General features: G+C 35.1%; 24 protein-coding genes. 17 read left to right on the top strand and 7 right to left on the bottom strand.

Annotated elements, in window-relative coordinates; genetic code table 11:
• Positions 1-100: 100 nt before the first annotated feature.
• From R3X28_RS01785 to R3X28_RS01765, 5 genes are all read left to right on the top strand, one after another.
• Positions 101-1,405, top strand: a complete 1,305-nt coding sequence (locus R3X28_RS01785; protein WP_317661962.1) for a hypothetical protein — start codon at positions 101-103, stop codon at positions 1,403-1,405.
• Between the two features lie 108 nt (positions 1,406-1,513).
• Positions 1,514-2,665 carry a hypothetical protein gene (locus tag R3X28_RS01780; protein ID WP_317661961.1) on the top strand — a complete coding sequence of 384 codons (1,152 nt, stop codon included), beginning with the start codon at positions 1,514-1,516 and terminating at the stop codon, positions 2,663-2,665.
• Between the two features lie 8 nt (positions 2,666-2,673).
• Entirely contained in the window at positions 2,674-3,936 is a 1,263-nt protein-coding gene (locus R3X28_RS01775) for an O-antigen polymerase (protein WP_317661960.1), read from the top strand.
• A 9-nt stretch (positions 3,937-3,945) separates the two neighbouring features.
• A complete protein-coding gene (locus R3X28_RS01770; RefSeq protein ID WP_317661959.1) occupies positions 3,946-4,938 on the top strand; it encodes a hypothetical protein in 993 nt (330 codons plus the stop codon).
• Positions 4,928-6,205 carry an O-antigen ligase family protein gene (locus tag R3X28_RS01765; RefSeq protein ID WP_317661958.1) on the top strand — a complete coding sequence of 426 codons (1,278 nt, stop codon included), beginning with the start codon at positions 4,928-4,930 and terminating at the stop codon, positions 6,203-6,205. The genes R3X28_RS01770 and R3X28_RS01765 overlap by 11 nt, the downstream gene beginning before the upstream one ends.
• 87 nt (positions 6,206-6,292) lie before the next feature.
• Here R3X28_RS01765 and R3X28_RS01760 read toward each other — a convergent pair whose 3' ends face one another.
• The gene (locus R3X28_RS01760) at positions 6,293-7,369 is read right to left on the bottom strand and encodes a glycosyltransferase (protein ID WP_317661957.1); all 1,077 of its coding nucleotides are present in this window, start codon (positions 7,367-7,369) and stop codon (positions 6,293-6,295) included.
• A gap of 513 nt (positions 7,370-7,882) precedes the next feature.
• On the opposite strand from R3X28_RS01760, the gene R3X28_RS01755 reads away from it, so the two are divergent.
• The 3 genes from R3X28_RS01755 (at position 7,883) to purD (ending at position 11,616) form a co-directional block, all read left to right on the top strand.
• Positions 7,883-9,235, top strand: coding sequence for an exopolysaccharide biosynthesis polyprenyl glycosylphosphotransferase (locus tag R3X28_RS01755; protein WP_317661956.1), 1,353 nt, complete (start codon positions 7,883-7,885; stop codon positions 9,233-9,235).
• A 28-nt stretch (positions 9,236-9,263) separates the two neighbouring features.
• Positions 9,264-10,247 (top strand): UDP-glucuronic acid decarboxylase family protein, encoded by a 984-nt coding sequence (locus R3X28_RS01750; RefSeq protein WP_317661955.1) that lies wholly within the window; start codon positions 9,264-9,266, stop codon positions 10,245-10,247.
• A 97-nt stretch (positions 10,248-10,344) separates the two neighbouring features.
• Complete coding sequence (gene purD, locus R3X28_RS01745) at positions 10,345-11,616, top strand: phosphoribosylamine--glycine ligase (RefSeq protein ID WP_317661953.1); 1,272 nt, start codon at positions 10,345-10,347, stop codon at positions 11,614-11,616.
• Here purD and R3X28_RS01740 read toward each other — a convergent pair.
• Positions 11,611-11,832 carry a DUF6341 family protein gene (locus R3X28_RS01740; RefSeq protein ID WP_154366006.1) on the bottom strand — a complete coding sequence of 74 codons (222 nt, stop codon included), beginning with the start codon at positions 11,830-11,832 and terminating at the stop codon, positions 11,611-11,613. The genes purD and R3X28_RS01740 overlap by 6 nt on opposite strands.
• A 40-nt stretch (positions 11,833-11,872) precedes the next feature.
• Between R3X28_RS01740 and R3X28_RS01735 the strand changes: the two genes are divergently transcribed.
• From R3X28_RS01735 to R3X28_RS01725, 3 genes are read left to right on the top strand one after another with little or no spacing between them, the layout of a single operon-like run.
• A complete protein-coding gene (locus R3X28_RS01735; protein WP_317661949.1) occupies positions 11,873-12,808 on the top strand; it encodes a hypothetical protein in 936 nt (311 codons plus the stop codon).
• Positions 12,809-12,843: 35 nt separating this feature from the next.
• Positions 12,844-13,446, top strand: a complete 603-nt coding sequence (locus R3X28_RS01730) for a DUF4254 domain-containing protein (protein WP_154366002.1) — start codon at positions 12,844-12,846, stop codon at positions 13,444-13,446.
• 17 nt (positions 13,447-13,463) lie between these two features.
• Positions 13,464-14,507: a glycosyltransferase family 9 protein gene (locus R3X28_RS01725; RefSeq protein ID WP_317661947.1), complete on the top strand. Its 1,044-nt coding sequence runs from the start codon at positions 13,464-13,466 to the stop codon at positions 14,505-14,507.
• Between the two features lie 8 nt (positions 14,508-14,515).
• Here R3X28_RS01725 and R3X28_RS01720 read toward each other — a convergent pair whose 3' ends face one another.
• From R3X28_RS01720 to R3X28_RS01700, 5 genes are all read right to left on the bottom strand, one after another.
• Entirely contained in the window at positions 14,516-15,133 is a 618-nt protein-coding gene (locus R3X28_RS01720; RefSeq protein WP_317661945.1) for a TetR/AcrR family transcriptional regulator, read from the bottom strand.
• 236 nt (positions 15,134-15,369) lie between these two features.
• Positions 15,370-16,425, bottom strand: coding sequence for an arsenosugar biosynthesis radical SAM (seleno)protein ArsS (gene arsS / locus R3X28_RS01715; protein WP_282054013.1), 1,056 nt, complete (start codon positions 16,423-16,425; stop codon positions 15,370-15,372).
• An 81-nt stretch (positions 16,426-16,506) separates the two neighbouring features.
• Entirely contained in the window at positions 16,507-16,842 is a 336-nt protein-coding gene (locus tag R3X28_RS01710; RefSeq protein ID WP_154365994.1) for an arsenosugar biosynthesis-associated peroxidase-like protein, read from the bottom strand.
• A gap of 118 nt (positions 16,843-16,960) precedes the next feature.
• A complete protein-coding gene (locus R3X28_RS01705) occupies positions 16,961-17,653 on the bottom strand; it encodes a DUF2064 domain-containing protein (protein ID WP_317661938.1) in 693 nt (230 codons plus the stop codon).
• A gap of 304 nt (positions 17,654-17,957) precedes the next feature.
• On the bottom strand, positions 17,958-19,010 hold the full coding sequence (locus R3X28_RS01700) for a ferredoxin--NADP reductase (RefSeq protein ID WP_317661936.1): 1,053 nt from the start codon (positions 19,008-19,010) through the stop codon (positions 17,958-17,960).
• 138 nt (positions 19,011-19,148) lie between these two features.
• Here R3X28_RS01700 and R3X28_RS01695 point away from each other — a divergent pair, with 138 nt between their 5' ends.
• From R3X28_RS01695 to R3X28_RS01670, 6 genes are all read left to right on the top strand, one after another.
• Positions 19,149-20,618, top strand: a complete 1,470-nt coding sequence (locus tag R3X28_RS01695) for a DUF5687 family protein (RefSeq protein ID WP_317661934.1) — start codon at positions 19,149-19,151, stop codon at positions 20,616-20,618.
• 57 nt (positions 20,619-20,675) lie between these two features.
• Entirely contained in the window at positions 20,676-21,395 is a 720-nt protein-coding gene (locus tag R3X28_RS01690) for an ABC transporter ATP-binding protein (protein ID WP_317661932.1), read from the top strand.
• A 142-nt stretch (positions 21,396-21,537) separates the two neighbouring features.
• On the top strand, positions 21,538-24,090 hold the full coding sequence (locus R3X28_RS01685; RefSeq protein WP_317661931.1) for a hypothetical protein: 2,553 nt from the start codon (positions 21,538-21,540) through the stop codon (positions 24,088-24,090).
• Between the two features lie 2 nt (positions 24,091-24,092).
• The gene (locus R3X28_RS01680) at positions 24,093-24,530 is read left to right on the top strand and encodes a polymer-forming cytoskeletal protein (RefSeq protein WP_154365980.1); all 438 of its coding nucleotides are present in this window, start codon (positions 24,093-24,095) and stop codon (positions 24,528-24,530) included.
• Positions 24,508-24,738, top strand: coding sequence for an AtpZ/AtpI family protein (locus tag R3X28_RS01675; protein WP_154365978.1), 231 nt, complete (start codon positions 24,508-24,510; stop codon positions 24,736-24,738). The genes R3X28_RS01680 and R3X28_RS01675 overlap by 23 nt, the downstream gene beginning before the upstream one ends.
• The gene (locus R3X28_RS01670; RefSeq protein ID WP_317661930.1) at positions 24,738-25,133 is read left to right on the top strand and encodes a DUF6168 family protein; all 396 of its coding nucleotides are present in this window, start codon (positions 24,738-24,740) and stop codon (positions 25,131-25,133) included. The genes R3X28_RS01675 and R3X28_RS01670 overlap by 1 nt, the downstream gene beginning before the upstream one ends.
• Positions 25,134-25,155 lie beyond the last annotated feature (22 nt).

Genomic DNA, 25,155 nt, shown 5'->3' with positions numbered 1-25,155 from the left:
AAACTTAAATATTCGTTTTTTAGTTTTTTGATTGATTACGGAAGAAGATAAATAGTGACTTATAGAGCTAAGGAAAATCATTCAATAAGATAATGAAAAAATGAAAAAATTACTTTTTATAGAAAGCAGATATGTTACCTATTTATACGATAAGATTTCGGAAAGCCTAATAAGCCATGGCTTTGAAATCCATTGGATAGTATTAAATCATCAATTTATACCTAAAACGGGTAATATTACGTTACTTGAATATCCAAAAAAATCACGTGTAAAGGAACATAAAAATGGTTATCTTGATTCTGTAATTGCCACTGACAGACATTTAAGGTTTTTTGGAAAAAAGGAAAAAAACCATTTTTATCACTTCGATAAGGAGATTCGAAAGGCGATTGAATTTATTAGGCCCGACTTTGTCTTTGGCGAACCAACGTCGTTTCATCATCTTATTTCTTTAGAAGTTTGCAAGGAATTTAACATATTATATCTTCATCCAGCAAGTTGTAGATATCCCGTAAGCAGATTTGCCTTTTATTTGTATGATTCTCTTGTACCCTATAAGGGGAGTAAAGAAGTATTGAGTGAAAAAGAAGCTCATAATTCTATTTCAGCCATAGTAAATAGAACTTCTATTCCTAACTATATGGTCCCTCCTAAAATATCACTGAAAGAAAGCATAACAGATAAAATTAAAGTCTTAAGCGGTTTTATTGAAGGGGAAAGGTACAATACCCCTTCTCCAATAAATAAGCTTCTAAAAGATACCGAAAACAGACAAATACTCAAGGTTTGGAACAACATATCTACAAATCAAATAGATTCTGAGAAATTTGCAATAGTTTTTCCTTTACATATGCAACCTGAATCAAGTATTGATGTGTGGGGTAGAAAGTTTTCTAATCAAAATGATGTAATAAAGGAAATAAGTAAACGATTAAAAAAGAATGAAGTTTTATATGTAAAACCAAACCCAAAATCTTCGTTCGAAATCAATAAAGAATTAATAAAAATTATTTCGGAGAAGGAAAATGTGGAGGCTTTACATAGCAATGTTAAAATGAGCGAGATTTTTGACACTGTAGATTTATTTATTAACGTAGTGGGTACTATTGCTATAGAATGTATTTTAAGCAGTAAACCGGTTATTAGCTTGATAAAAACTTATTTTAATGATACAAGGCAGTCTTTTAGTATAGAATCTTATGATGACATTGTAGGTATCATAGAATTGATTAAAAAAGGAAGATTTACTGGACTTAGTAAAGAAGAAAAAATATTATATTTTAATAATCTAAATTCACTAAGTTATGATGGTGTGATTGGGGATACTTATAACAATAAGAATGTTATTAATGAAAATAACATAAAAAAACTTCATAACGCCTTCATTGATATTTTGAAAGAATAAGGAATATATAAATGATACGTTTTGTTTAAAAAAAAAATAATTTACTTCCTTACATTTTTTATTAGCAAGTCGAGTGTATTCCTCGCCCCTTTATTTCTAACAGAATTCATGGCTAAATCGGAGTATGGAAAGATTGAGTATTCACTTGGAGGTTTAGGATTTATTCTTAATGCCCTTTTAGGTTTCGGAATACCATCATCTTACGCGTATTTTGTCCTTAAAAAGGAAGATTTAAATACTAAAAGTGGGTATTCTTTGTATATATTATTATTAATAGTATATTTTATTTTGATCCAAGCTTTATATTTTGTTTTCCCAAAACACATTTATTTGTCTTTAATAATAAGTTATGTTTTAGCTAATCAGGTATTTTACTCTTATGTTTTTAAGGCTCAAGGACAGGCCATCTATGCGACCTTGATGGACTCTGGAATATATTTTCTTTTTTTAGGTATAATTCTTATTAATTATTTGTTAGGCTCATCTGTCAGTTTTAGTGATTTCTTTCTTCCGATGTTGTTGTATAGTTGTGTTTTTGCTGTTATTGGGGTTTTTAAGAATAGAAAAAATGATTTATCTATAGCCAAGGTTCAATTAATCAAAATTATAAAATATAGTTGGCACCTTTTAATAGGTTCCTTTTTAATAATTCTTCTAATGAATTCGGGAAGGTTTATAATAGAGTTTTTTTCTGAAAATTTCGAAGATATCGGAGTTTTTGGTTTTTATTTACGAATTGCAGGAATTTCATTGGTAATTTTTCAAATGCTATTTATTTTATATTTTAAGGAATTCTATACTAAAAGTATTAAATCATTGGATAAGATGTTTTCCTTGTTTTTAATTATTATCCTTATATATTCAGTAATTAGTTTGTATTTAATTCCTGTTATTATTCAACCATATTCACGTTTTTTCAAGGATACGTTCCCTGCAAACGCGAAATTATTTGTTCTACTAACCTTTTTTACTTTTTTTTGGACTACTTATAATCTAATTTCGAACATGATTGTAAGAGAAAAATTAGCACAAAACTACAATTATTACCTTGTTGGTATTATATTTCTATTTTCATTAATTCTTGTTTCTATACCTAAATTAAATATTGAAAAATTCGCAGTTATTCAGTTAATAATTGGTGTTTTAGTTGTTATTTCTCAACAAGTTCTATTGTTTACAAAAGGTATTGTTTTTAAGAAAACAAATTATGTAATTGTAGCGGCAATATTCTTGTGCATAGCTATTTGTATATCATTTTAAACTCATTCATGGATAAAAAACTCGCATCACCTAAGAATGCTGCTATATATGGGGTTCTTTTTTGGGTTGCTTTATATTTAATGGCCCCTATTTCCTATACATACCCTTTTAATTTTATTTCCATAGCACTGTTAGTCTCATGTTACCTTTTGTTTTTCCTAGGATACTTTATAGGGATAAAAGTGAAGTTATTAGACTATCCAATTGATATGCCAAAAGAAAAAAAATGGTTGTTTTATTTCTTTTTTATAATATCCCTAATTTCCATCTTGTTATTAATCCTAGATAAATTTATTTTAAGGGGGGCAAGTTTGAGCCAAGGTGCATTTGCGAATAGGGAGATTTTGGCTAATGCGCCACCAACAATTCTAGGTATAATTGGAAATTTTATTAGAGCAAGCGTTTTTTTAACTCTATTTTTATACTTCAAGTTAAGAATTAATCATAAAAGGTTATTAATTATTAGCTATAGCTTTTTATTCTACTTCATTTTGGAAAGCTTTCTAACTGGATCACGAGCTATTCCTGTTTTTTATTCTGTATTAACACTTTTAATTCTTTTTCATTTTAAATTACTTCGTTTTAAAATGAAAAATTTCCTTGTTTTGCTCGCATTGGGACTTGTCTTTTTTGTAATTCTCACAGAAATTTTCATATCAAGAACTATGGAGTTTATGGGGACTAGAGAAAGAGCTATAGAGTTTATTTTAATGAAAGGAAGTTATATGGATTACACGATTTTGGATAAAAGCTTTATTACTTTTATCTTATCTATAAATTCATTCTATATACAATCATTTTTTGTGGGACTTGCTTCATTTTATACTTATTATTTACATAGTATAGTGGAATTTTCATATTTAATAGATCATTTTGATGCACCATCGCAATTTGGTTCGCACACTTTCTTTGTTATTTTCAAATTCTTTGAACTGATATTTGGGGGGTTTGACGGAAGGGCATATAACTATATACCAAGACCTGGTAAGTACATTACTTTTTTCGGAGATATATATATGGACTTTAAAGGATGGGCTGTTATTTTTATGTTTTTATTTGGTTATTGGCAAGCACGTATCTATAAAACCGCTATCACGAAAAGTAATTTTACAGTTATTCCTTTAATTCTTTTTTTATGTATATTAAATTTTCTCTTCCCTGTTTTTAATTTAATATCAGGGGGTAATGGAATCTATTTAATTATAGGATTTTTGTTTATGAGTTATACGTATAAATTACTTTCCTATATTACAGTAAATACAAAAAAATAGATTTTTATAATGACGAAATATTTAGTATTTGGTTTAATATTGATATTGCTCTTTTCATGTGAAGTAAATAGATCGAAATCTGTTATCGATATTCCACTTGAAATTCCAAGTAAAACAAATGATTCTATTTGGGTGAAAAATACTTCATATAACTATGGAGATATAAGAAGATACGGTTTTCAAGATAAACACCTATTAAAAGAACAAATTGATTCAATAATAGATATAGGGAGTAGTGGAGTGGATATTTCTTTTCCAAAAGGACTATATCCAATTAATTTTGTTCTTGAGAATAAGAAGAACTTAAATATTCATTTCAATTCATCAATAATTGCTGGTAAATTATCAATTGTAAATACAAATAATGTAAATATAACGGGTGAAATAGAAATATTAGACCAGCTTTTTCTGAAAAATTCATCAAATATCAGTTTTAACGAAGTTAGTTTACGTACGGATAAAATTAATAATCTGCATAAAAGGGCTAATAGAGGTGTTAATATCTATTCTGGGAGTAAGGATATTACAATGAATGAACTTTCCATTGAAGAATCTGGGGGAGACGATGTTTTTTTTCAATATAGTCAGGCGGCACTTATGATTCATGGATTTCAGGACACCCCTAAAAGGGTGATTATCAAACATATACTTATAAAAAATTCAAAAAGAACCGGAGCGTATATCTCTGGGTCTAGTCATTATATTGGTAAAATAAAGGTTAATAATTATGGGCTATCTAAAAACAAAGACAATATTAAACCAGTAGAAAAAGCTTCTATTGGTGAAGAAAAAATATTTTCCGGAGTTTGGATGAATCGTTCTGAAAACAATAGAATAGACACTTTAGTAATTAACAATCAAATGGGCTATGGTACCTATAGTATTATCCTTGATGAAAGTCAAGGATATGTTCCTAATCTAATAGGCGAAATTTCAATTACTGATGGAAATGATTATACCGTTGATTTAAATTCTAATACCCTTGTGATGCATGAATTTTAACTGGTTTTTAAATTATAGAGAAAATGTTTTTAACGCTTTAATAGTGTTTTTAATCACATCATTACCAATAGGTTATTTGCCAAGCACACTAACTTTATATATATTAGTGTTGTTTTTTTTTATAGATAAAAAAAGTAATCTATCCAATAAGTTAAAGATAATTAGGAAAAGTAGATTAGTGTTATACTACCTAGTTTTTTTTGTTATTCAAATTATTGGTTTAACATATACTGAATATTTTGAAAAGGGCCTTACCAAAGTTTTGGTTTTATTACCGTTCGTTTTCTTACCTGCAATTATAATTAGTGAAGGAAAAACTAACGGTTTTAAAAGAGTATATCTAATTCTTAAAATATTAATCCCAATTGTTTTTATATTAATTGCAACTGGATATGCTATTTCAGATGAATATCGAGGCATGGACAATTTTGTTCAAATTTGGTTTGTTGATAAAATTGGATTAAGTCAGTTTTACTTAGTGTTTGTTTTATTATTAGGGGTGTTTTTTAGTATTAAAGATTTAAACGTAAATAATTTAATATTTAACGTTCTTCTGGTTTTGGTAAGTGCATATTTTATTTTAGTAATGAATAACTTTACAGGACTTATTTTTTTAGTAGTTAGTCTCTTAATATTTGTACGGAAAGTTTATTACATCACTTCAGGTAAAACGTTCTCTATAATTTTAGGAGGATTAATATTATTATCTGTTCTTGTTGTTAATAATAGCAAAAAATTGGAAAGAAAATATGAGCCTTTGATTACAGTAAGTCCAAATATTGATCAGATTATAGTGAAAAATAAGTATGCGTATACTAGAAATTCATTTGAACATCGTTTATATATTGCCTATATGGTTATTTCGGATTGGAAAAATAGCTTTCCATTTGGAGTTGGGACAGGGGATACTCAATTTTATCTAAATCATTTATACAAGGATAATACCTTTTTAACAGGAATTAAATATGAATTAAATGCACATAATCAATATCTCCAGGAATATTTAAAAACGGGAATTTTAGGTTTATCTGTGTTCTTAAGTTTTTTGATTTATATTTTGAAGGAAAGTGGTAAGAAAAATTCAATATTTTTTATTTTCATTTTGTTTTTTGGAATAGCATGTTTGATGGAGAGTTATTTAAACAGATATCATGGCGTTATAATTTTCTCAGGTATAATTCCAATTGTATTAATGGACAATTTAAGTGTACTCACGAAACGCAACGTAATACTGAGGGATTTCCTAATAAAGCACAATACCAATTAGAATCTTAAGAGAGTCTATAACTATATGCACCCAAAAAGATATTTTAAAAAACAGCAATCTGAATTTTTAATTGGTAATGATTGGAGCTTAATTTTTGTATAGTTTAATAAGCTCCTTGAAATTAGAATTTTTATTAAATAATTTCTTAGCTCTCATTTGTGATTTTACACCCATTTTTTCTACGAAAGAAGAATCCTCCAAAACTTTTAATATAGCCTTTTCAAATTCTTTTAAATTAGAACATAAAATACCATTGTAATTATGTTTAACGGCATCTTTATTTCCAATCACATTGGTTGCAATAATAGGTTTTTTTAGTGCCATTGCTTCAATAATAGTAAAAGGTAATCCTTCCCATGAAGATGTTTGTATATAAATATTAAATTCATTTATAAGGTCCAAAACCTCTTCTCGTGGAATCCATCCCTTTACCTTTATGTTTTTAGAGGTTAGAATATTTTTGTTCTCACCATCACCAACCCATATAAATTCAATTTCAGGGAATTTTAATGCAATTTGATTGAATAGATAAGGGTTTTTTTGAGGTGATATTCTGCCTATAGTGCCAATAACAAAACCTTTAGATCGTTTGTTTTTCTCTTTTTTTTCTATTTCGTTGACATCAACCCCGTTTCTAATTAGATAAGAATTGTGTTTTATTTGTTTTGCAAATTCATATTCAGTGTCGCCACAAGCAATTGTAATTCCGCCAAAAAACCGTGAAGTATTTTTTTCAATGGTCCAAAACAATTTCTTTTTAAATTCCGAAATATCTTCCCGTACAAAGGAATATCCATGCGGTGTATAATACAATTTTGCTTCAGGGTAAGTTTTCGCTGCAATGCGGCCCAATACACCGGCTTTGGAAGAGTGTAGGTGGATGACATCTGGCTTTATTCTCCTAATTTCCTTAATGATCTTATAAACGGCAAGAAAGTCATTGATAGGCGAAATTTCTCTTTCCATATCTACTTCTACTAGAGTGGTGTTAGGAGAGAAATCATGTTCGAAATTTTCCTTATTAGTGTCTTCTCTTTTTCCACTATATGTAACATAGCTTTCAATGTCCTTTTCAGTATCACAAAAACGACATAAATCTTTTATATAATTATAAACACCAGCAGCAAAAGGTTCGCTTATATGTAAAACCTTTATTTTTTTCATACCTACTAAAATAAAACTATTTTTTCTCTAAATATTTAATTATAAAAATAAAACTGCAATTATTTTAATGGGGCTGTATAAAAAGGTTTTGTTAAAAGGGATGTTTTCTATTTCTAGATTTAAATTTATAGTTTAATATGGATTCGATTTATGAAAACTTTTGCTGATTAAATACTATAAAAGTAATTTAGGAATTGCCATTGATCATTATTTTGAAGATGACCGAATCACTATTTTTTAGAATGTTCAACTATGACATAGACTAATACTATTAACGATTCTTAAATATCCCAATATTCATATGTTTTCATCTTTAATTACAAAGGTCAATATTAGGTTCTTCGAAGGTAGACAGATTAATTTTCAATTTACACTAAAACAGTTTATTGCTAGTTTAGCTAAAAGGTTTTGAAACTGTAGTTATTTTCAACCAAAAATGTTTAATTTGCATATTGCGCATAACTAATCTTAATATGGTATTTTCATTGCCAAATGAATTAAAAACTTTCTGAATTGAAATATAGAAAAGGTAGATGGTCAAAATCAATTAAGCCTTTAATGGCTTTCGCTGATTTAACTATACTTATTTGCGGCGTCTTTTTGTTTGAAATTCAATTAAGCAATTATTATTCGTTTATTGCGTACATTTCCATTGCTTGGATAATCATATCGTTAAAAAATGGTTTTTATGAAGTGGATAGACAGGCTAGGGTAATACAATTATTTTCACTTTTATTTAGGCAGATAGTATTGTTTGTAATCGTATTATATGCTTATATGGGTTTTTTCAAGCAGCCCAATGTCGGAAGATTGGCTCTCGCGAACTATGTGGTTTATGTAACCGTTGTTGTTTTTTCATTTAAGTATTTAGCATTTTTTCTTTTAAAAAAATTCAGGGTTCTCTTAAAAGGAAATGGGCGAACCGTGATTGTAATTGGGGATAATTCAAAAACAAGACAACTCATTAAAATATTTAAAACGAAAAAGGAATATGGTTTTGATTTCAAAGCCAAGTTTTCAGTCAAGGCCCAGGATTTTTCCATAGCGAAATGTTTGGATTATGTAGTTGAGAATGGTATTGACGAAATTTATTTTTCTGTTGCGGAACTATCCAACGAGGAGATTAAACAGCTTGTTGATTTTTCTGACAATAATTTAAGAACCCTAAAATTCATACCAGACAATAAAGATATATTTGCAAAAAACCTGAAATATGAATATTACGATTATATACCCATATTGTCTTTAAGAAACATTGCAGTCCATGAACCAATTAATGCATTTATAAAAAGGTCTTTTGATATTGTTTTTTCATCCTTGGTAATATTGTTCGTATTATCTTGGTTGACACCGTTGATGGCAATATTGATTAAGTTGGAATCTAAAGGGCCAACTTTATTTTTACAAAAAAGACATGGCCTAGACAATCGCGAGTTTTTTTGTTTTAAATATCGTTCTATGGCAATTAATAAAAGTACGGATGATTTACATGTAAAAAAGAATGATATGAGGGTTACAAAAATAGGTAAGTTCATTCGAAAGACCAGTTTGGATGAAATGCCTCAATTCTATAATGTGTTTTCAGGACAAATGTCAGTTGTTGGGCCAAGGCCTCATATGATTTCTCTTTCTGAGGTTTACATGAAAAAGGCAAATCGATATATGTTAAGGCATAGTGTGAAACCTGGAATCACGGGATTGGCTCAAGTTAGTGGATTTCGAGGAGAAGTTGAGGAAGATTCAGATATAATTAATCGCGTTAAATATGATATCTTTTATCTTGAAAACTGGTCCTTGTTGATGGATTTGGGTATTATTTTGCAAACAGTATTGAATTTGTTTAAAGGCGAGGAGAAAGCTTATTAGTTAATTTTGTTTTAAAAGGGTTTTTTTAATGAAAAAAGTTCTAATCACCGGTGCTGCAGGTTTTCTTGGGTCACATCTTTGTGATCGTTTTATCAATGAAGGGTTTCATGTCATAGCCATGGATAACCTGATTACAGGTGACCTTAAGAACATTGAACATCTTTTTAAATTGGAGCAGTTTGAGTTTTATCACCATGATGTGACCAAATTCGTTCATGTTCCAGGAAAATTGGATTATATATTGCATTTCGCTTCTCCTGCCAGCCCAATAGATTATTTGAAAATCCCTATTCAAACCTTGAAAGTTGGTGCTTTAGGAACCCATAACCTTTTGGGACTCGCACGGGAAAAGAAAGCACGTATCCTAATCGCTTCTACTTCGGAAATATATGGAGATCCATTAGTACATCCGCAGACGGAGGAATATTATGGAAATGTAAACACCATTGGCCCAAGAGGGGTCTATGACGAGGCCAAACGCTTCCAAGAGTCCATTACCATGGCATATCATAGGTTTCATGGACTAGAAACAAGAATAGTCCGTATATTCAACACCTATGGCCCAAGAATGCGTTTAAATGATGGTAGGGTCATTCCTGCTTTTATGGGACAGGCCCTAAGAGGTGAAGATTTGACCGTATTCGGTGATGGGTCCCAAACACGTTCTTTCTGTTACGTGGATGATGAAATAGAAGGTATTTATCGGTTGTTGATGAGTGATTATAGTTACCCAGTGAATATCGGGAACCCGAATGAAATCACGATCAAGGATTTTGCCGAGGAAATCATAAAATTGACCGGTACTACCCAAAAAGTCATTTATAAAGATTTACCACAGGATGATCCCCTGCAACGGCAACCGGATATCTCAAAAGCGAAGGAGATTCTAGGCTGGGAACCCAAAGTGGGTAGGGCCGAAGGCATGAAAAAGACTTTCGATTATTTTAAGACTCTTTCAAAAAAGGAGCTCAAAAAGACCGAACACCGTGATTTTTCCAGTAGGAACAAGTGATAAGCCACTAGTCCGATTGTTTGTTTCCTCACAATTTTATTGATGCAACACAGGGTGTTTTAAGCGTCCAAGTCTTATTTTTGCGCAAACTTTAATTATGGACATTCTTATTCTTGGATCAGGTGGTCGTGAACACGCCATCGCATGGAAACTTGCACAAAGCCCTAAATTATCAAACTTGTTTATTGCCCCTGGTAACGCAGGAACTGCCAGTGTAGGGACAAATATATCCGTAGGGGTAAATGATTTCGATAAAATAAAGGAGATTGTTCTTTCCAAGGGTATAGAAATGGTAATTGTAGGTCCCGAAGATCCATTGGTGAACGGTATCCATGATTTTTTCCTGAACGATGCAGAACTTAAGGATGTTCCTGTAATCGGGCCACAAAAAGCAGCGGCTACCTTAGAAGGCAGTAAAGAATTCGCTAAAGAGTTTCTCATTAGACATAATATACCTACTGCAGCATATCAAAGTTTCACTTCAGAATCCTTGGAAGCTGGGTATGCCTTTTTGGATTCCCTTAAACCGCCTTATGTTTTAAAGGCAGACGGACTCGCAGCTGGGAAAGGTGTGGTTATCTTGAACGATTTACAAGAGGCCAAGGATGAACTAAAAACCATGTTGGTCGATGCAAAATTCGGGGCGGCAAGTACGACCGTTGTTATCGAGGAGTTTTTATCGGGTATTGAATTAAGCGTATTCGTACTCACAGATGGTAAGGGATATAAAGTTTTGCCAACGGCTAAGGACTATAAAAGAATAGGTGAAGGTGACACTGGGTTGAATACAGGCGGCATGGGGGCAATTTCCCCAGTTCCTTTCGCGGATAAGGCATTTATGGACAAGATACACGACCGAGTGGTCAAACCTACCGTAGAGGGCCTTAAAAAGGATAATTTGCCGTACAAAGGTTTTATCTTCATCGGCTTGATAAAAATTGGGGATGACCCATTCGTTATTGAGTACAATGTTAGAATGGGAGACCCAGAGACCGAAGTTGTCATTCCTAGGATTAAAACTGATTTGGTTACTGTTTTCCAAGCGGTTGCCGATCAAAAATTGGATAGCATCGACCTTGAGATTGATGACCGAACCGCATCAACGGTTATGTTGGTGTCCGGAGGATATCCGGAAGCCTACGAAAAAGGGAAAGAAATAATGGGTTTTGAGACAATCGGGGATTCCATTGTATTCCATGCCGGAACGGATCTTAAAGACGGAAAAGTGGTGACCAATGGTGGCAGGGTAATGGCAATTACCTCCTACGGGGATAATTTTAACCAAGCACTACAAACCTCTTATCAAAGTATCGATAAGATATGTTTTGAGAAAATGAACTTTAGAAAGGATATCGGGTTCGACCTATAAATAGGAATGTGCGGAGCAAGATTTGTCCTCTTCGTTGTTGTCGTTGTATTTCTTTAACTGAACCATCCAATAAACGAAGGCTACAAAACAGATGATCATAAACAACCAGTTGACCGTATTGGCTGCCCACCAGTTCTTGGTGAATCTTAAAAAGTCATAGGGCCAAAAAAGTCCGTTTACAAATAAATCCTGTATGCCTTCAAAAAATGCCTTCATGTTATAGTATATTTACGGAACAAAAATATAAAAACCGAGGATGATTGCAAGTATTTTTGGAAAAACAAAACCTGTAAACCATATAATTGTAGTTACTTTTCTGTTTCTGTTCTATTGGCTTGTTCATTTTTTGCTCTTTAAAAAGGTGTATGCTGTTGAGGAAATATTGTGGCAAACGGTGATTTTGGGCATTTTACTTTTCTCCGTACTCATTTTGGATTTTATTGTTAAGCGTAATAAAATAACCCTTGCAAATTCATACGCGATTTTATTTTTTGGGCTGTTAATGGTGCTATTTCCTGAAACTTTGACGGACAATAATGCCATTCTTTGCAATTTCTTTGTGCTTTTGGCTATTCGAAGGTTAGTCAGTATGCGTTCTTTAAAGAACATTAGGATTAAGGTTTTCGACGCTTCGTTATGGATACTTTTTGCCAGCCTTTTTTATGATTGGGCAATCCTTTATCTTATTGTGGTCTATATCACCATATATATTTATGATCCTAAAAACCTTAAAAATTGGTTGGTGCCATTTGCCGCTTTTTGCGCCGTTTTATTATTGAGTTCGGGTTATTTGGTTTTAACCGATAATTTAGAATTCTTTAGATCCCATTATAAATTCTCCATACTCTTTGTGCCCGAATATTATTTAAACTGGGTAAGTAGTACCAAATCCATCATTTATGTTTTGGGATTGTTCGTATTAAACATATTGACCTTTATCCAACTTGGAAATGCAGGGGTTGGAAAGATCGTCACCACCCGTATTATAGTTTTTTTCTTGATTATAGGATTGGTTATAGATGTCTTGGTTTATTCTAACGGGCAGTATCCGATTATACTCACTTTTTTCCCAACAGCGGTTTTAATGACAAATTATATTGAGTTATTGAAGCGTGAAAAGTTTCGTGAAATAGCACTGATATTTTCTGTAACGATTCCGTTTATTGTCTTCCTGTCCACGATGTTTTTATAGCAAATAAAGGGTATCTTTGTAGAAAATAATATCAGATGTTCAGTTCTTTAGCCAATCGTATTTTTCAGGAAAGTATCATAAAATACCACGAAATCGATACCGTGGACCAACCTTTTGAAAATCCATATCCAAAAGATGATATAGCACATTTGTTATACCGTAAGAATTGGATAGATACAGTGCAATGGCACTATGAGGATATAATAAGGGATCCCAACATTGACCCGGTAGCTGCGTTGGTTTTGAAACGTAAGATTGATGCCAGTAATCAGGACAGAACAGATTTGGTTGAATATATTGATAGCTATTTCTTAAAAAAATACCAATCGGTTAAAATTGCTGATAATGCTGTGATCAATACGGAAAGTCCGGCATGGGCCATAGACCGTTTGTCCATTTTGGCTTTAAAAATCTATCATATGCAAGAAGAGGCCGACAGAAAGGACGCCTCGCAAGAACATATAAAAAAATGTCAGGATAAATTGAACGTGTTACTTGAACAGCGAGTGGATCTATCAACGGCCATTGATCAATTGTTGGGAGATATCGAAGCGGGTCAAAAGTATATGAAGGTCTACAAGCAAATGAAGATGTATAATGACGACGAGCTTAATCCGGTGCTTCGCGGTCAAAAATAAATTTTCTTTAGGGAACTATGGATAACGGCAAACACCTCTTGGTAATTAGGCTCTCAGCCATGGGTGATGTCGCAATGACCGTCCCGGTCCTAAAATCCCTTCTTGATACATACCCCGATTTAAAAGTGACCGTACTTACCAAAGGCTTTCTTTCCCCTATTTTCATGGATTTGGATAGGGTGAACGTTCATGTTGCGGATGTTTCCAAGAAGCATAAAGGGGTTTATGGGCTTTGGAAATTATTTAAAGAATTAAGGTCAATGCAAATTGATGCGGTCGCCGATTTACATAACGTACTTCGCAGTAATATCCTAAAACGGTTTTTTCTTTTGGCTAAAATCCCTTTCGTTCAAATTGACAAAGGGAGAAAAGAGAAAAAGGCACTTACGGCAGAAAAGGATAAGGTTTTTAAACAATTGAAATCTACCCATCAACGTTATGCCGATGTTTTTATTCAATTGGGTTTCCCTTTTATACTTCCTGAAAACAACTTTTTAGCGAAAAAAGTACTGTCACAAGAAGGCCTTAACTTGTTAGGTAGTAATCCTAGAAAATGGATAGGCATTGCCCCTTTTGCGGCTTTTGAAGGTAAAATGTATCCGTTGGAACTAATGGAGGAAGTGGTACGGCATCTAAACAAAACCAATCAGTATAAAATATTGTTGTTTGGAGGTGGGGGCAAGGAAAAAGAAATTTTGGACCAATGGGGTAATACCTATTCTGATTGTATTTCCCTCGTAGGTAAACTCGCTTTGGAAGAAGAACTGGCCTTGATATCGAATTTGGACCTTATGCTTTCAATGGATAGTGGAAATGCCCATTTGGCGGCTCTATTCGGTATTCCCATAATCACTCTTTGGGGCGTTACCCATCCGTTTGCAGGTTTTTATCCCTATGGACAAGATTTGGATAATGCCTTGCTTTCCGACAGGGAACGTTATCCTTTAATACCCACCTCTATTTATGGTAACAAAGTGCCCGAAGGGTATGAAGATGTAATGACCTCTATAACACCCAAAGCAATCTTGAATAAGATTGCTCTTCTATTGAATGCTATTTAGGTTTTTGATCAAATTGCAGGTTGCTTTACTTCTATTGATTTAAAGAACTGCTTTAATTGGGCCATAAACCTATATTTACGCGCACTTGGAGCGTTATCTGCCATAAGTGTACGAACACCCATGTATGAACTCATTAAGAACAAAGCAACGCCTTCAGCATCTACGTGCCTATCTATATGGCCGTTAAATTTGCCTTTTTGAATAGTGGAAACCAAATTAACTTCCCAAATTTGGAGTATATCGTTCAAGTGTTTACTTATTTTTTCATTCTTACCACGAAACTCGTTCACGAAATTGCTCAATACAAAACCGCAATCCAATTCATTGTGTACCGCTGTTTCCAAGGCATTTTCAAAACAATCGGTGATTAACTGCACGGGATTGTCATGCCCTTCAATGGGTTCGATCAACATACTATAGACCTTACGGGCCAATAAGTTCTCAAGAATCTGGATAAAGAAATCTTCCTTGGAATCAAAATGATAATAGAACGCGCCTTTTGAGAGGGAAAGTTCTTTTAAAATATCATCAACACTGGTATTGTAATAGCCATTATTATAAAACAATTCAAGGCCTGTTACTTGTAATCGCTGCATGGTCGCCATGCGTTTTAGGTTCTTGTCCATAAGATTGGGTTTAATGGTTCAATTAGACCGTTAAGTCTTTAACAAAGAACCCACAACCTTGTTTTCGCCACAGGAATAAGGGATGAGGTCAACGAAAAACTCGTTAAAATGTAAAAACCTCGGTGAACTACCTAAATATCGAACACTTGAACAAACCGCCCGGTCGGTTTAAGTGTACTTTTCTCAAGACAAAAGGATGGGCTAAATCTTAAGAAAAATGCTTTTCGACTTAAAAATCAAGCGACCGTTCCTTGGCAACTACTACCAGCACCTGCCGTACAACCATAACAATGCTGGGAGATAATGATGTCCCTATCATTCAATATATCCTCATTATAATCTTTTATATGTTTGATCTTACTGGCGACTTTCAAATCGAGCATTTGATTAAAATCACAATCATACAGCCATCCGTCCCAACTAACTGAAATCGTATTGGTACACATTACATTTTCGACCGCCATGGGATTATAGGCTTCTACCAGAGCATACATATAGTCTTCATAATTATCCGAAGCGATCAAATAATCCAAGAATCTTGAGATTGGTAAATTGGTAATCGCGAAAAGATTATGGAATTGAATATCAAAATCCTCTTTCAAGGCCTTTTTAAAATCCCTTTCCATGGCCACTTGATCTCCAGGTAAAAAAGCACCGGAAGGGTTATAGACCAAATCCAATTTAAGATCACTATCAGGTAGGCCATAGCCAACGGCATTCAATTCCTGTAATGCTTTTATCGATTTATCGAAAACGCCATCTCCACGCTGCTTATCGGTTTTCCCCCTGGTGTAGTGTGGCATTGATGACACCACATGCACATTGTGTTTTTTAAAGAACTCAGGCAAATCATGGTACTTTTTGTTGGCCCTGATGATGGTTAGGTTAGAACGTACGATAAAATCTTGGATACCTGCCTTGGCCGCTTCTTCAACAAACCATCGAAAGTCAGGGTTCATTTCCGGGGCACCTCCTGTAAGATCCAGGGTATGTGCTCCTGTGTTTCGAATAACCTCCAGACAATATTGCATGGTCTCCCGGGTCATGATCTCTTTACGGTCCGGGCCTGCATCAACATGGCAATGCTCACAAACCTGGTTGCACATATAACCCAAATTGATCTGAAAGATTTCAAGTTTTTTGGGTCGTAAGGGAAAATGTCCGGTAAGACCTATTTTGTCTTTGAAATAGGGCAATTCACCTTCTTCAAAAATACCTCCATTGAGTATTTTTAGTTGCTCGTTTTTTTCGGCAAGTTCATTGTGTCTTGCCTTTAATGATTTTGTCGCCATAATTATTTTTTCGGTTGACGGCCACAGTGTCAGGATTAGACCTATTTTGTCCAAAAATCAGTTTGTGGCGCCCTGTACTTTTTACATACTTAATTTATCGTACTTGTTCATCATTTGCACGCCATGTACCAATGTTGCCCCACTTTCAATTGCCGCTCCGGCATGAACGGCTTCCATCATTTCTTCTTTGGTAATTCCCTTTTGCAATCCGTCTTTGGTATAGGCATCAATACAATAAGGACATTTTACAACATGGGCAACGGCCAATGCGATCAAGGATTTTTCACGGGCCGAAAGTGCCCCTTCTTCAAAGACTTTTCCATAGTAATCGAAGAATTTAGTTCCTATTTCTTCACTCCACTCCGTGATTTTTCCAAATTTCCTTAGGTCTGCTGGATCGTAATATGATTTTGCCATTGGTATGCTTTTATATAAATGTTATTGATTTTTGGGGCGATATCCCATTCATTTCATTATGAAATGGTATGGATCTCCCAAATGGTTTTTTATGTTATTTGAATATGGAAAAGGTGGTTTATCTAGAAACCGAAAAGAGTTCAGGTGAACCTTTGTTTTGATGAATGCGGTATTTGAACTCTTCCTTGAATGGAAGCTCAATTGAATAAATCGTAGAATGGGGGTCTATCAATTTCAGAATGATTCTCCTGATAAATCGTGTAAGTTGGTTTGTGAATTTTGAAAGAAGCTTTAGGTCCCGATCGGTATCAATATCAAACAACCTATCTAATTGGATAATGTCCGAACTTTTGAAAGGGAGTACTTTATTTATTGATAAACGTAATTCTGAAGTCTGCCACGGTAGATTTTCGAAAATTTCTTTATCAAAGTTCTCTTTGTGCAGTCCCATTAAATAAAATCCACCATCTGAAGATGGTCCAATGACCAATCTGTTTTTTTCCAAAAGCCTGGCCGCTTCTACGATGTGGGAGGTTTTCAATTGGGGCGTATCATTGCCAATGGTAATGACACGTTTAAAACCTTTTTTGAAAATAGCTTGAATTGCGTTTGTGAATCGTTCTCCAAAAGTATCGCCTGTTTGTTCTTTTTCGGTGTAATGAAAATAAGGCAGCCCGGTTTTTGAGACCATTTCGAGACTATACTCAGATAGCGCATTGAACAACGCAGGGCTATTTAGTGTCTTTTTGCGTCTGCATTCCTCTTGGGAGGAGAGAGCAAAAACCAAAATAGCCGTTTCTTGTATGTTCAATGCCTGCATTTATGGAGCGTTCCTGTAAATTTATATAAAACCTATTTCAAATAGGTCGAAAATAGGTGGTATTCTTAACATGTTCTAAAATATTTTGTTTAAATGGTATTTTAAAAAAACCGACCCACGGGTCGGTTCTTCGGTTTTGTTTTGGCATTTGTTTATGTGGATGCTAGGACGGATTGTCAAATAACATCGATTAAAAACAGGAGTTTGGCAATAATTGATGCTTTCATGTTACTGTACAAACCGCTTGGTTTGAAATAGGCGGACCCACATCATATGTTTCGAGGGGCTAAAACTCTTAAACATCGTCATAATCGACTTTTAAGGTCGGGGTTAATGGGTGTGCTTGGCATGTAAGGATCAATCCTTCCTCTATCTCCCCATCTGTTAGGATCTGGTTTTTGACCATTTCGGCTTTTCCTTCGGTAATCCTTGCGATACAACTACTGCAAACTCCTCCTTGACAAGAATAAGGGGCATCAATATTTTCCTTTAAAACCGCATCAAGAACAATATCGTTCTTACTCATGGTAAGGTGGAATTCCTCGTCATCCACGATTACCGTTACTTGTGTTTTACCATCTGAAGTTACCGGTTTAGAATCGGAAACGGTTTCAGTGGTACTGAACAATTCAAAATGTATTTTGTCCTTAGGCACGCCATTTTCTTGAAGTGTATCGGTTACCAAATGAATCATGTCTTCCGGACCACAAAGATAGAATGCGTCAAAATCGATATTCTTGTGTTTGTTCTTTAAAGCGTAGTTAACGGTAGATACATCAATGCGCCCGAATAAAGAGCCTTCTTCCTGCACCTTGCTATTTGTGAAGTAAATAAAAAACCGATTGGCATAATCTAGCTGTAGCTTTACCAAGTCCTTATAAAACATGGTTTCAGCATTCGATTTATTCCCATATACAAGTACGAAGTTATTATGGGTATTGCTTTCCAAAACCTCTTTTACAATACTCATGATAGGGGTAATGCCACTTCCGGCCGCAAATGCAGCCACGTTTTTTTGTTCACTGGTAGATTTAAAAACAAAACGCCCTTCAGGAGGCATTACTTCCAAAACATCACCTACTTTCAATTGGGTATTGGCAAAATGTGAGAATCCGCCTTTATCCACTTTTTTTACCCCGATAGTTATATAATCGCGTTTTGGGGATGAACTTATGGAATATGCACGACGCAATTCCTTACCTTTAATTTCTTTTTTTATGGTGATGTATTGCCCAGGGACGAAAGCAAAAGTCTGCTTAAGTTCTTTGGGTACCTCAAAAGTTATGGCCACTGAACTTGGTGTAAGGTGTTTGATCTGTTTTACGGTCAAAGGATGAAAATGGGTCATGCTAAAATTCTTATGAATGAAGTACAAAACTAAGCAAAGCAAGGGCTATAAAAAATGGGTTCATTAAAAAAATAAGCTCTAATTGTAACAAAACCATGTTTATAAACACTAACTCCACAGATCAAAAAACCAACCTGTATGTTCAAACACTTTGTTAGCCTCCAGTGGAAATCGTTCTTTAGATCTTCCAATTTCGGAAAAAGTCTTGCCCTAAAACTCTTAATGGGTTTTTTGGCCGTTTATTTGATGCTTTCCTTTGCTGGCTTGGGTATCGGTCTTTATTTTATCCTGAAAAAAGCATTCCCGGATTCGGAACCTATGCTTATTGTAAGTGGGTATCTCTTATATTGGGTGTTGATTGAGCTTTTCTTTCGGTATTTTATGCAAAAACTACCGGTCATGGATATTAAGCCACTGCTGTTATATCCTATCAAAAAAAGTAAGATCGCACATTATATTTTAATTAAGTCAGGACTTTCCGGTTATAACTTCCTATCCCTCTTCATAGCTGTTCCTTTTTCGATTGTTTTAATGGTTCAAGGGTATCCTGTATTTAATGTCCTTAGTTGGCTATTTGCGATTGTTTGTATAATACTTAGCATCAACTACACCAACTTTATCATTAATAAGAGCGATAAGGTGTTACTCTTTTTGGGTGTACTTATTTTGGCCGTGTACGGTTTGGAGTATTTCAATATTTTACCCGTTAAGGAATATGCCGGTCAGTTGTTTTACAGTCTGTATCAAAATCCTATTTTGGTATTGATCCCTTTGTTATTGGTCATAGGCACGTATTATATTAATTTCAACTTTCTTCGAAAAAAGCTGTATCTCGATGCTTCCCTGAAAAAGAAAGCGGTCAAGGTCGAAACTTCCGATCTGACTTGGACCAAACGTTTTGGGGATATTGCTCCTTTTCTTCAACTGGATTTAAAACTCATCTGGAGAAACAAACGTACCAAAATGCAGGTGTTCATTTCTTTGGCAATGATCCTTTATGGATTGTTTTTTTATAGTATGGACACCTATGGTGATACCAGTACCATTTACCTTTTTGTCGGGATTTTCATGACCGGTATTTTTCTTTCGAACTTTGGTCAGTTCATTCCAGCGTGGGACAGTGAGTACTACGGAATGATGATGTCACAGAATATTCCCCTGCGAAAATATCTTGAAAGTAAGGCCGGACTAATTTCCGTGAGTATAGTCGTTATGTTCCTGCTCTCAATACCCTACGTGTATTTTGGTTGGAAAGCCTTGGCCATTAACTTTGCTTGCGCCCTTTACAATCTGGGTGTTAATGTTCCGGTGATTTTGTTTTTCGGATCTTTCAATAAAAAAAGGATAGACCTTACCAAAAGTGCCATAGGTAACATGCAAGGAACCAGTGCTACACAGTTCTTGGTGTTATTGCCGTTAATGGTGGTTCCAAGTGTCCTTTATTTTGTGCTAAAAACATTTGTTTCATTTGAAGTGGCCATTGTAACCTTATCGGTTATGGGAATCATAGGTTTCGCGTTTCGGAACACATTGTTGAACAAGGTTACCGAGGCCTATAGAAAAAGGAAGTACACCATGCTTGCGGGGTTTAAGGAGCAGAATAGCTAAAAAACCATTTAAAAACCATTCAGTATATATTAAAAAAAGATAAATAGAAAAAGCAATATGATCACAACGCAACATCTGACCAAGAAATATGGAAGCCAAATGGTTTTGAACATAGAGCATTTAGAAATTCCGAAGGGTCAAAGTTTTGGTCTGGTAGGTAATAACGGTGCCGGAAAAACCACTTATTTTAGTTTACTGTTGGATTTGATACAGCCTACAACCGGGCATATCGTTAATAATGAGGTGCAGGTGAATACCAGTGAGGATTGGAAGCCGTTTACTTCTTCGTTTATAGATGAGTCTTTCTTGATCGGTTACCTGACCCCAGAAGAGTATTTTTATTTTATAGGAGAGCTTAGGGGCCGAAACAAGGCCGATGTGGATGCACTGCTGGCCAACTTCGAGGATTTTTTCCATGGGGAGATTTTGGGTCAGCGTAAATACCTGCGAGACCTATCCAAAGGAAATCAAAAAAAGGCGGGTATCGTGGCTTCCTTTATCGGTAACCCCCAAGTAATTATTTTGGATGAGCCGTTTGCGAATTTGGATCCGACTACACAAATCAGGTTAAAAGCAATTATCAAGGATTTGGCGGCCAAAAAAGAAATAACCGTTTTGGTTTCAAGCCACGATCTTATGCATGTTACCGAAGTGTGTGAACGAATTGTGGTTTTGAACAAAGGCCAGGTGGTACGCGACATTCAGACATCTGCCGAAACCCTAAGGGAACTCGAAAGCTTCTTTGCGGGCACCCAAGTTTCAAATGAGGAGGAATAACTATTGGCATTCATTTGACCCAAACTAAATCTATCTTTTTGTTCGAGGAGGTGTTACCGTGGAATAAATCTGTATTTTATCGACCAACTGCATAATAATCCCGTCGTTTTTCAGTTTACTAGGTGTACGAATACAGAGAATTTTGAAGCTTCGATATAAAATCATCTTTTCAGCCCTTTCGGCTGTAATCATCCTAAGTGCATGTTCTACCAAAAAGGACGCATTTCTTAACAGGAATTGGCATGCTATGAACACCAAATACAATACCTTGTATAATGGTGAGATTGCCTTTGAAAAAGGGCGGGAAGAACTTAATGCCAACTACCAAGACGATTATTGGGAAATTCTACCCATAGAGCGATTGGAGGTGACCGATGAGGTTAAGCTAGATTCAGAGGATAACAACCCAAATTTTATTATTGCGGAAGAAAAGGCCACAAAGGCCATTCAGAAGCATAGTATGGATATTAAGGAGATCGAACGCAATCCCCAGACCGATGAGGCCTTTTTACTTTTAGGCAAGGCCCGTTATTTTGACGAACGCTACATTCCGGCCTTGGAAGCCTTTAATTATATTCTTAGGAAATACGATGAGAGCGATAAGTTGAACGAAGCCAATATTTGGCGGGAAAAAGTGAATATCCGTTTAGAGAATGATGAGCTGGCCATTAAAAACTTAAAACGCTTAATGAAGTTCGAAGATCTAAAAGATCAAGAATATGCAGATGCAAGGGCGATGATGGCCCAAGCATATATTAATCTAAAAGCACCGGATACGGCGATACAGCATTTAAAAGTAGCTTCGTACTATACAAAGAAGAACCCGGAGAAAGGCCGATATTTTTATATTATCGGACAGTTATATAACCAATTGCAATACAAAGACAGTGCTAATTATGCTTTTGATAAGGTTATTGAACTGAATAGGAAATCACCAAGAGTGTATATGATCAATGCACATCTGCAGAAAATCAAGAACACCGAACTGACGGATGGGAACAAGGAGGAACTTTTCGAATACTTGACCGATTTGGAAGAGAATAGGGAGAACCGCCCATTTCTCGATAAAATATATAGGCAATTGGCAGAATACCATTTGGCTACCAAATCAGATAGTTTAGCGTTGGTATATTTCAATAAATCCTTACGGGCTACCCAGAATGAACCCAAGCTCAATGCTTTGAATTACGAAAATCTGGCCATCTACAATTTTGACCAGAACCAGTACAAGACCGCAGGGGCATACTACGATAGTGTTTTGACCAACCTATATGAAAACACTAAAAAATACCGATCGGTCAAAAAGAAACTTGATAACTTGGAAGACGTTGTAAAATATGAGAATGTTGTACAATACACTGATAGTGTTATCACCCTATTCAATCTTCCTAAAGACGATCAGATCGCTTTTTTCGAGGACCATATCGCAGCATTGCGGAAAGCAAAGGAAGACGCGGAAAAGAAAGAAATTGAACGCATTACCCAAGGTTTTGCGGCTTTTGCAGAGAGCAAAGGTGGAAAGGAGAATAAGGGCAAGTTCTATTTCTATAATATTACCAGTCTAGGGTATGGTAAAAATGATTTTACCAACAAATGGGGCAATCGGACTTTGGAAGACGATTGGCGATGGTCGAATAAAAATACCATTTCAGTTTCGGATCAAGACACGGGAATCGCTGATGGCGGTTCTAAAAACCTTGACCCCACCGATGAGGAAAAGTTTTCCTTGGATTTTTATATGGATCGCATCCCGACCGATGTTTCGGTCATCGATAGTCTAAAGACCGAACGGAATTTCGCGAACTATCAATTGGGATTGATCTACAAAGAAAAATTCAATGAGAATCTATTGGCCGCCGGTAAATTGGAAGATGTGTTACGGTCAGATCCTGAGGAACGTTTGGTCCTTCCATCTAAATACAACCTTTACAAAATCTATGAGGAAGAAGGGAGCACATTGGCGGCAGAAATGAAAGCGGATATAGTTCAAAACCACTCCAATTCCAGATATGCCGAGATTTTATTGAATCCGACAGCCATATTGGAAGGTAACACAAATAGTCCCGATGCTCAATATGAAAGGCTTTATAAGATGTTCCAAGACCAAAAGTTTTTGCAGGTAATAGCGGAAACGGAGAAAAACATAAATAAATATACAGGTGATCCCATAGTGCCCAAGTTCGAGATGCTCAAGGCCAACGCAATAGGTAGGTTACAGGGCTATGAGGATTTCAAGGAAGCCTTGAACTACGTGGCATTGACATACCCTAACAATCCGGAAGGCAAGAAGGCAGAACAAATGGTGGCCGAGCAATTACCTAAATTGGAAACCAAGGAGTTCTCAAAAGAAACCGGTTCCACAGGCAAAGGAAATTGGAAAGTGGTCTTTCCTTTTAAGAGAAGTAATGATAAAGAGGCGGTTGATCTAAAGGAGCGACTTGAGAAATCGATCCAAGACCTTAAATACAAAAATATCGTTTCAAAGGATATTTATAATCTCGAAGACCAGTTTGTTGTTGTACACGGATTCAAATCCAAGGATTTTGCCTTGGGTTATGCCGAACTACTAAAAAACAATAAGGATTACAGAATTAGCAATGAGAATTTTGTAATTTTATCTTCGAACTATAAGATCATACAGGTACATAAAAACCTGTTGGATTATAAGAATTTCGTTTTAACCCCAAAACCATAAACATGTTTTCAGACAAACAAAAACCCAGAGCTATGAATGAAATAGGTGGACAGCCGAACAGAATCGAAAAGAACACAAAGATCAAAGGGGAAATCATCTCCGAAGCTGATTTTAGGATCGACGGTAAACTCGACGGTAACGTAAAGACCTCAGGAAAGGTCGTAATAGGTAAAGATGGCTATATTCACGGAAAAGTGGAGTGCGTAAATGCCGATATCGAAGGTAGTTTCAATGGAGAGCTGCTCGTGTCCGATCTATTGTCATTAAAATCATCCGCTGTAATCGAAGGAACGGTTTCCGTAACCAAATTGGCCGTAGAGCCAGGTGCGACTTTTAATGCCTCCTGTACCATGAAAGGTAAAGGAAGTACTATAAAGGGTTCCAATACGGGCGGTTTTAAAGGATCGGTAAGTGGAAATGAGCAAGCAAAAGCCTCCTAATAATAAGAACAACCTTAGAAATATTGCAATGCTTTCGGGTATTGCGTTTGAGATGGGTGCTATAATCTATTTAGCAGCCCAAGGGGGAATATGGCTCGATGAACACTATCAAACCGAAAAAAGAATATATACGGCAATTGCCACACTTATCGGTGTGGCAATTTCTATTTGGGTGGTTTTGCGACAGCTTAAAAGAATAAAGTATTGATGGCAAAAGTCAACCCCATAGTTCAGTTTATTTTAAGTGTGGCTTTTTCTTTAGGCGCGGTTTTTCTAATCCATTTGATCATTCTCGATAATTTGGGGTTTCCAAAGTTCAATGATCTTATTGGCCTTTCGTATATCGTAAACGGTTTATTGGCCATCGCGATCTTTGTTTCCATTTATATTTTCAGAAGTAAATTAAAGAATCAGATCGGTTTTCTTTTCATGGGCGGAAGCTTTTTGAAATTTCTTTTTTTCTTCATTTTGTTTTATCCAGCATATAAGTCCGACGGTGAAATGAGCCGATTGGAATTCGCCGCTTTTTTTGTCCCATATGTTGTCTCTTTGGTCGTTGAAACGATCTTCACCGCACAAATTTTAAAAAAATGGATTAATTAGAACATTCTCATTTAGAGCGCCT

This window comes from Maribacter sp. TH_r10, from assembly GCF_033101095.1.
GTDB classification, from domain to species: domain Bacteria; phylum Bacteroidota; class Bacteroidia; order Flavobacteriales; family Flavobacteriaceae; genus Maribacter_A; species Maribacter_A luteus.
This window is presented reverse-complemented; position numbering and strand designations above follow the sequence as displayed.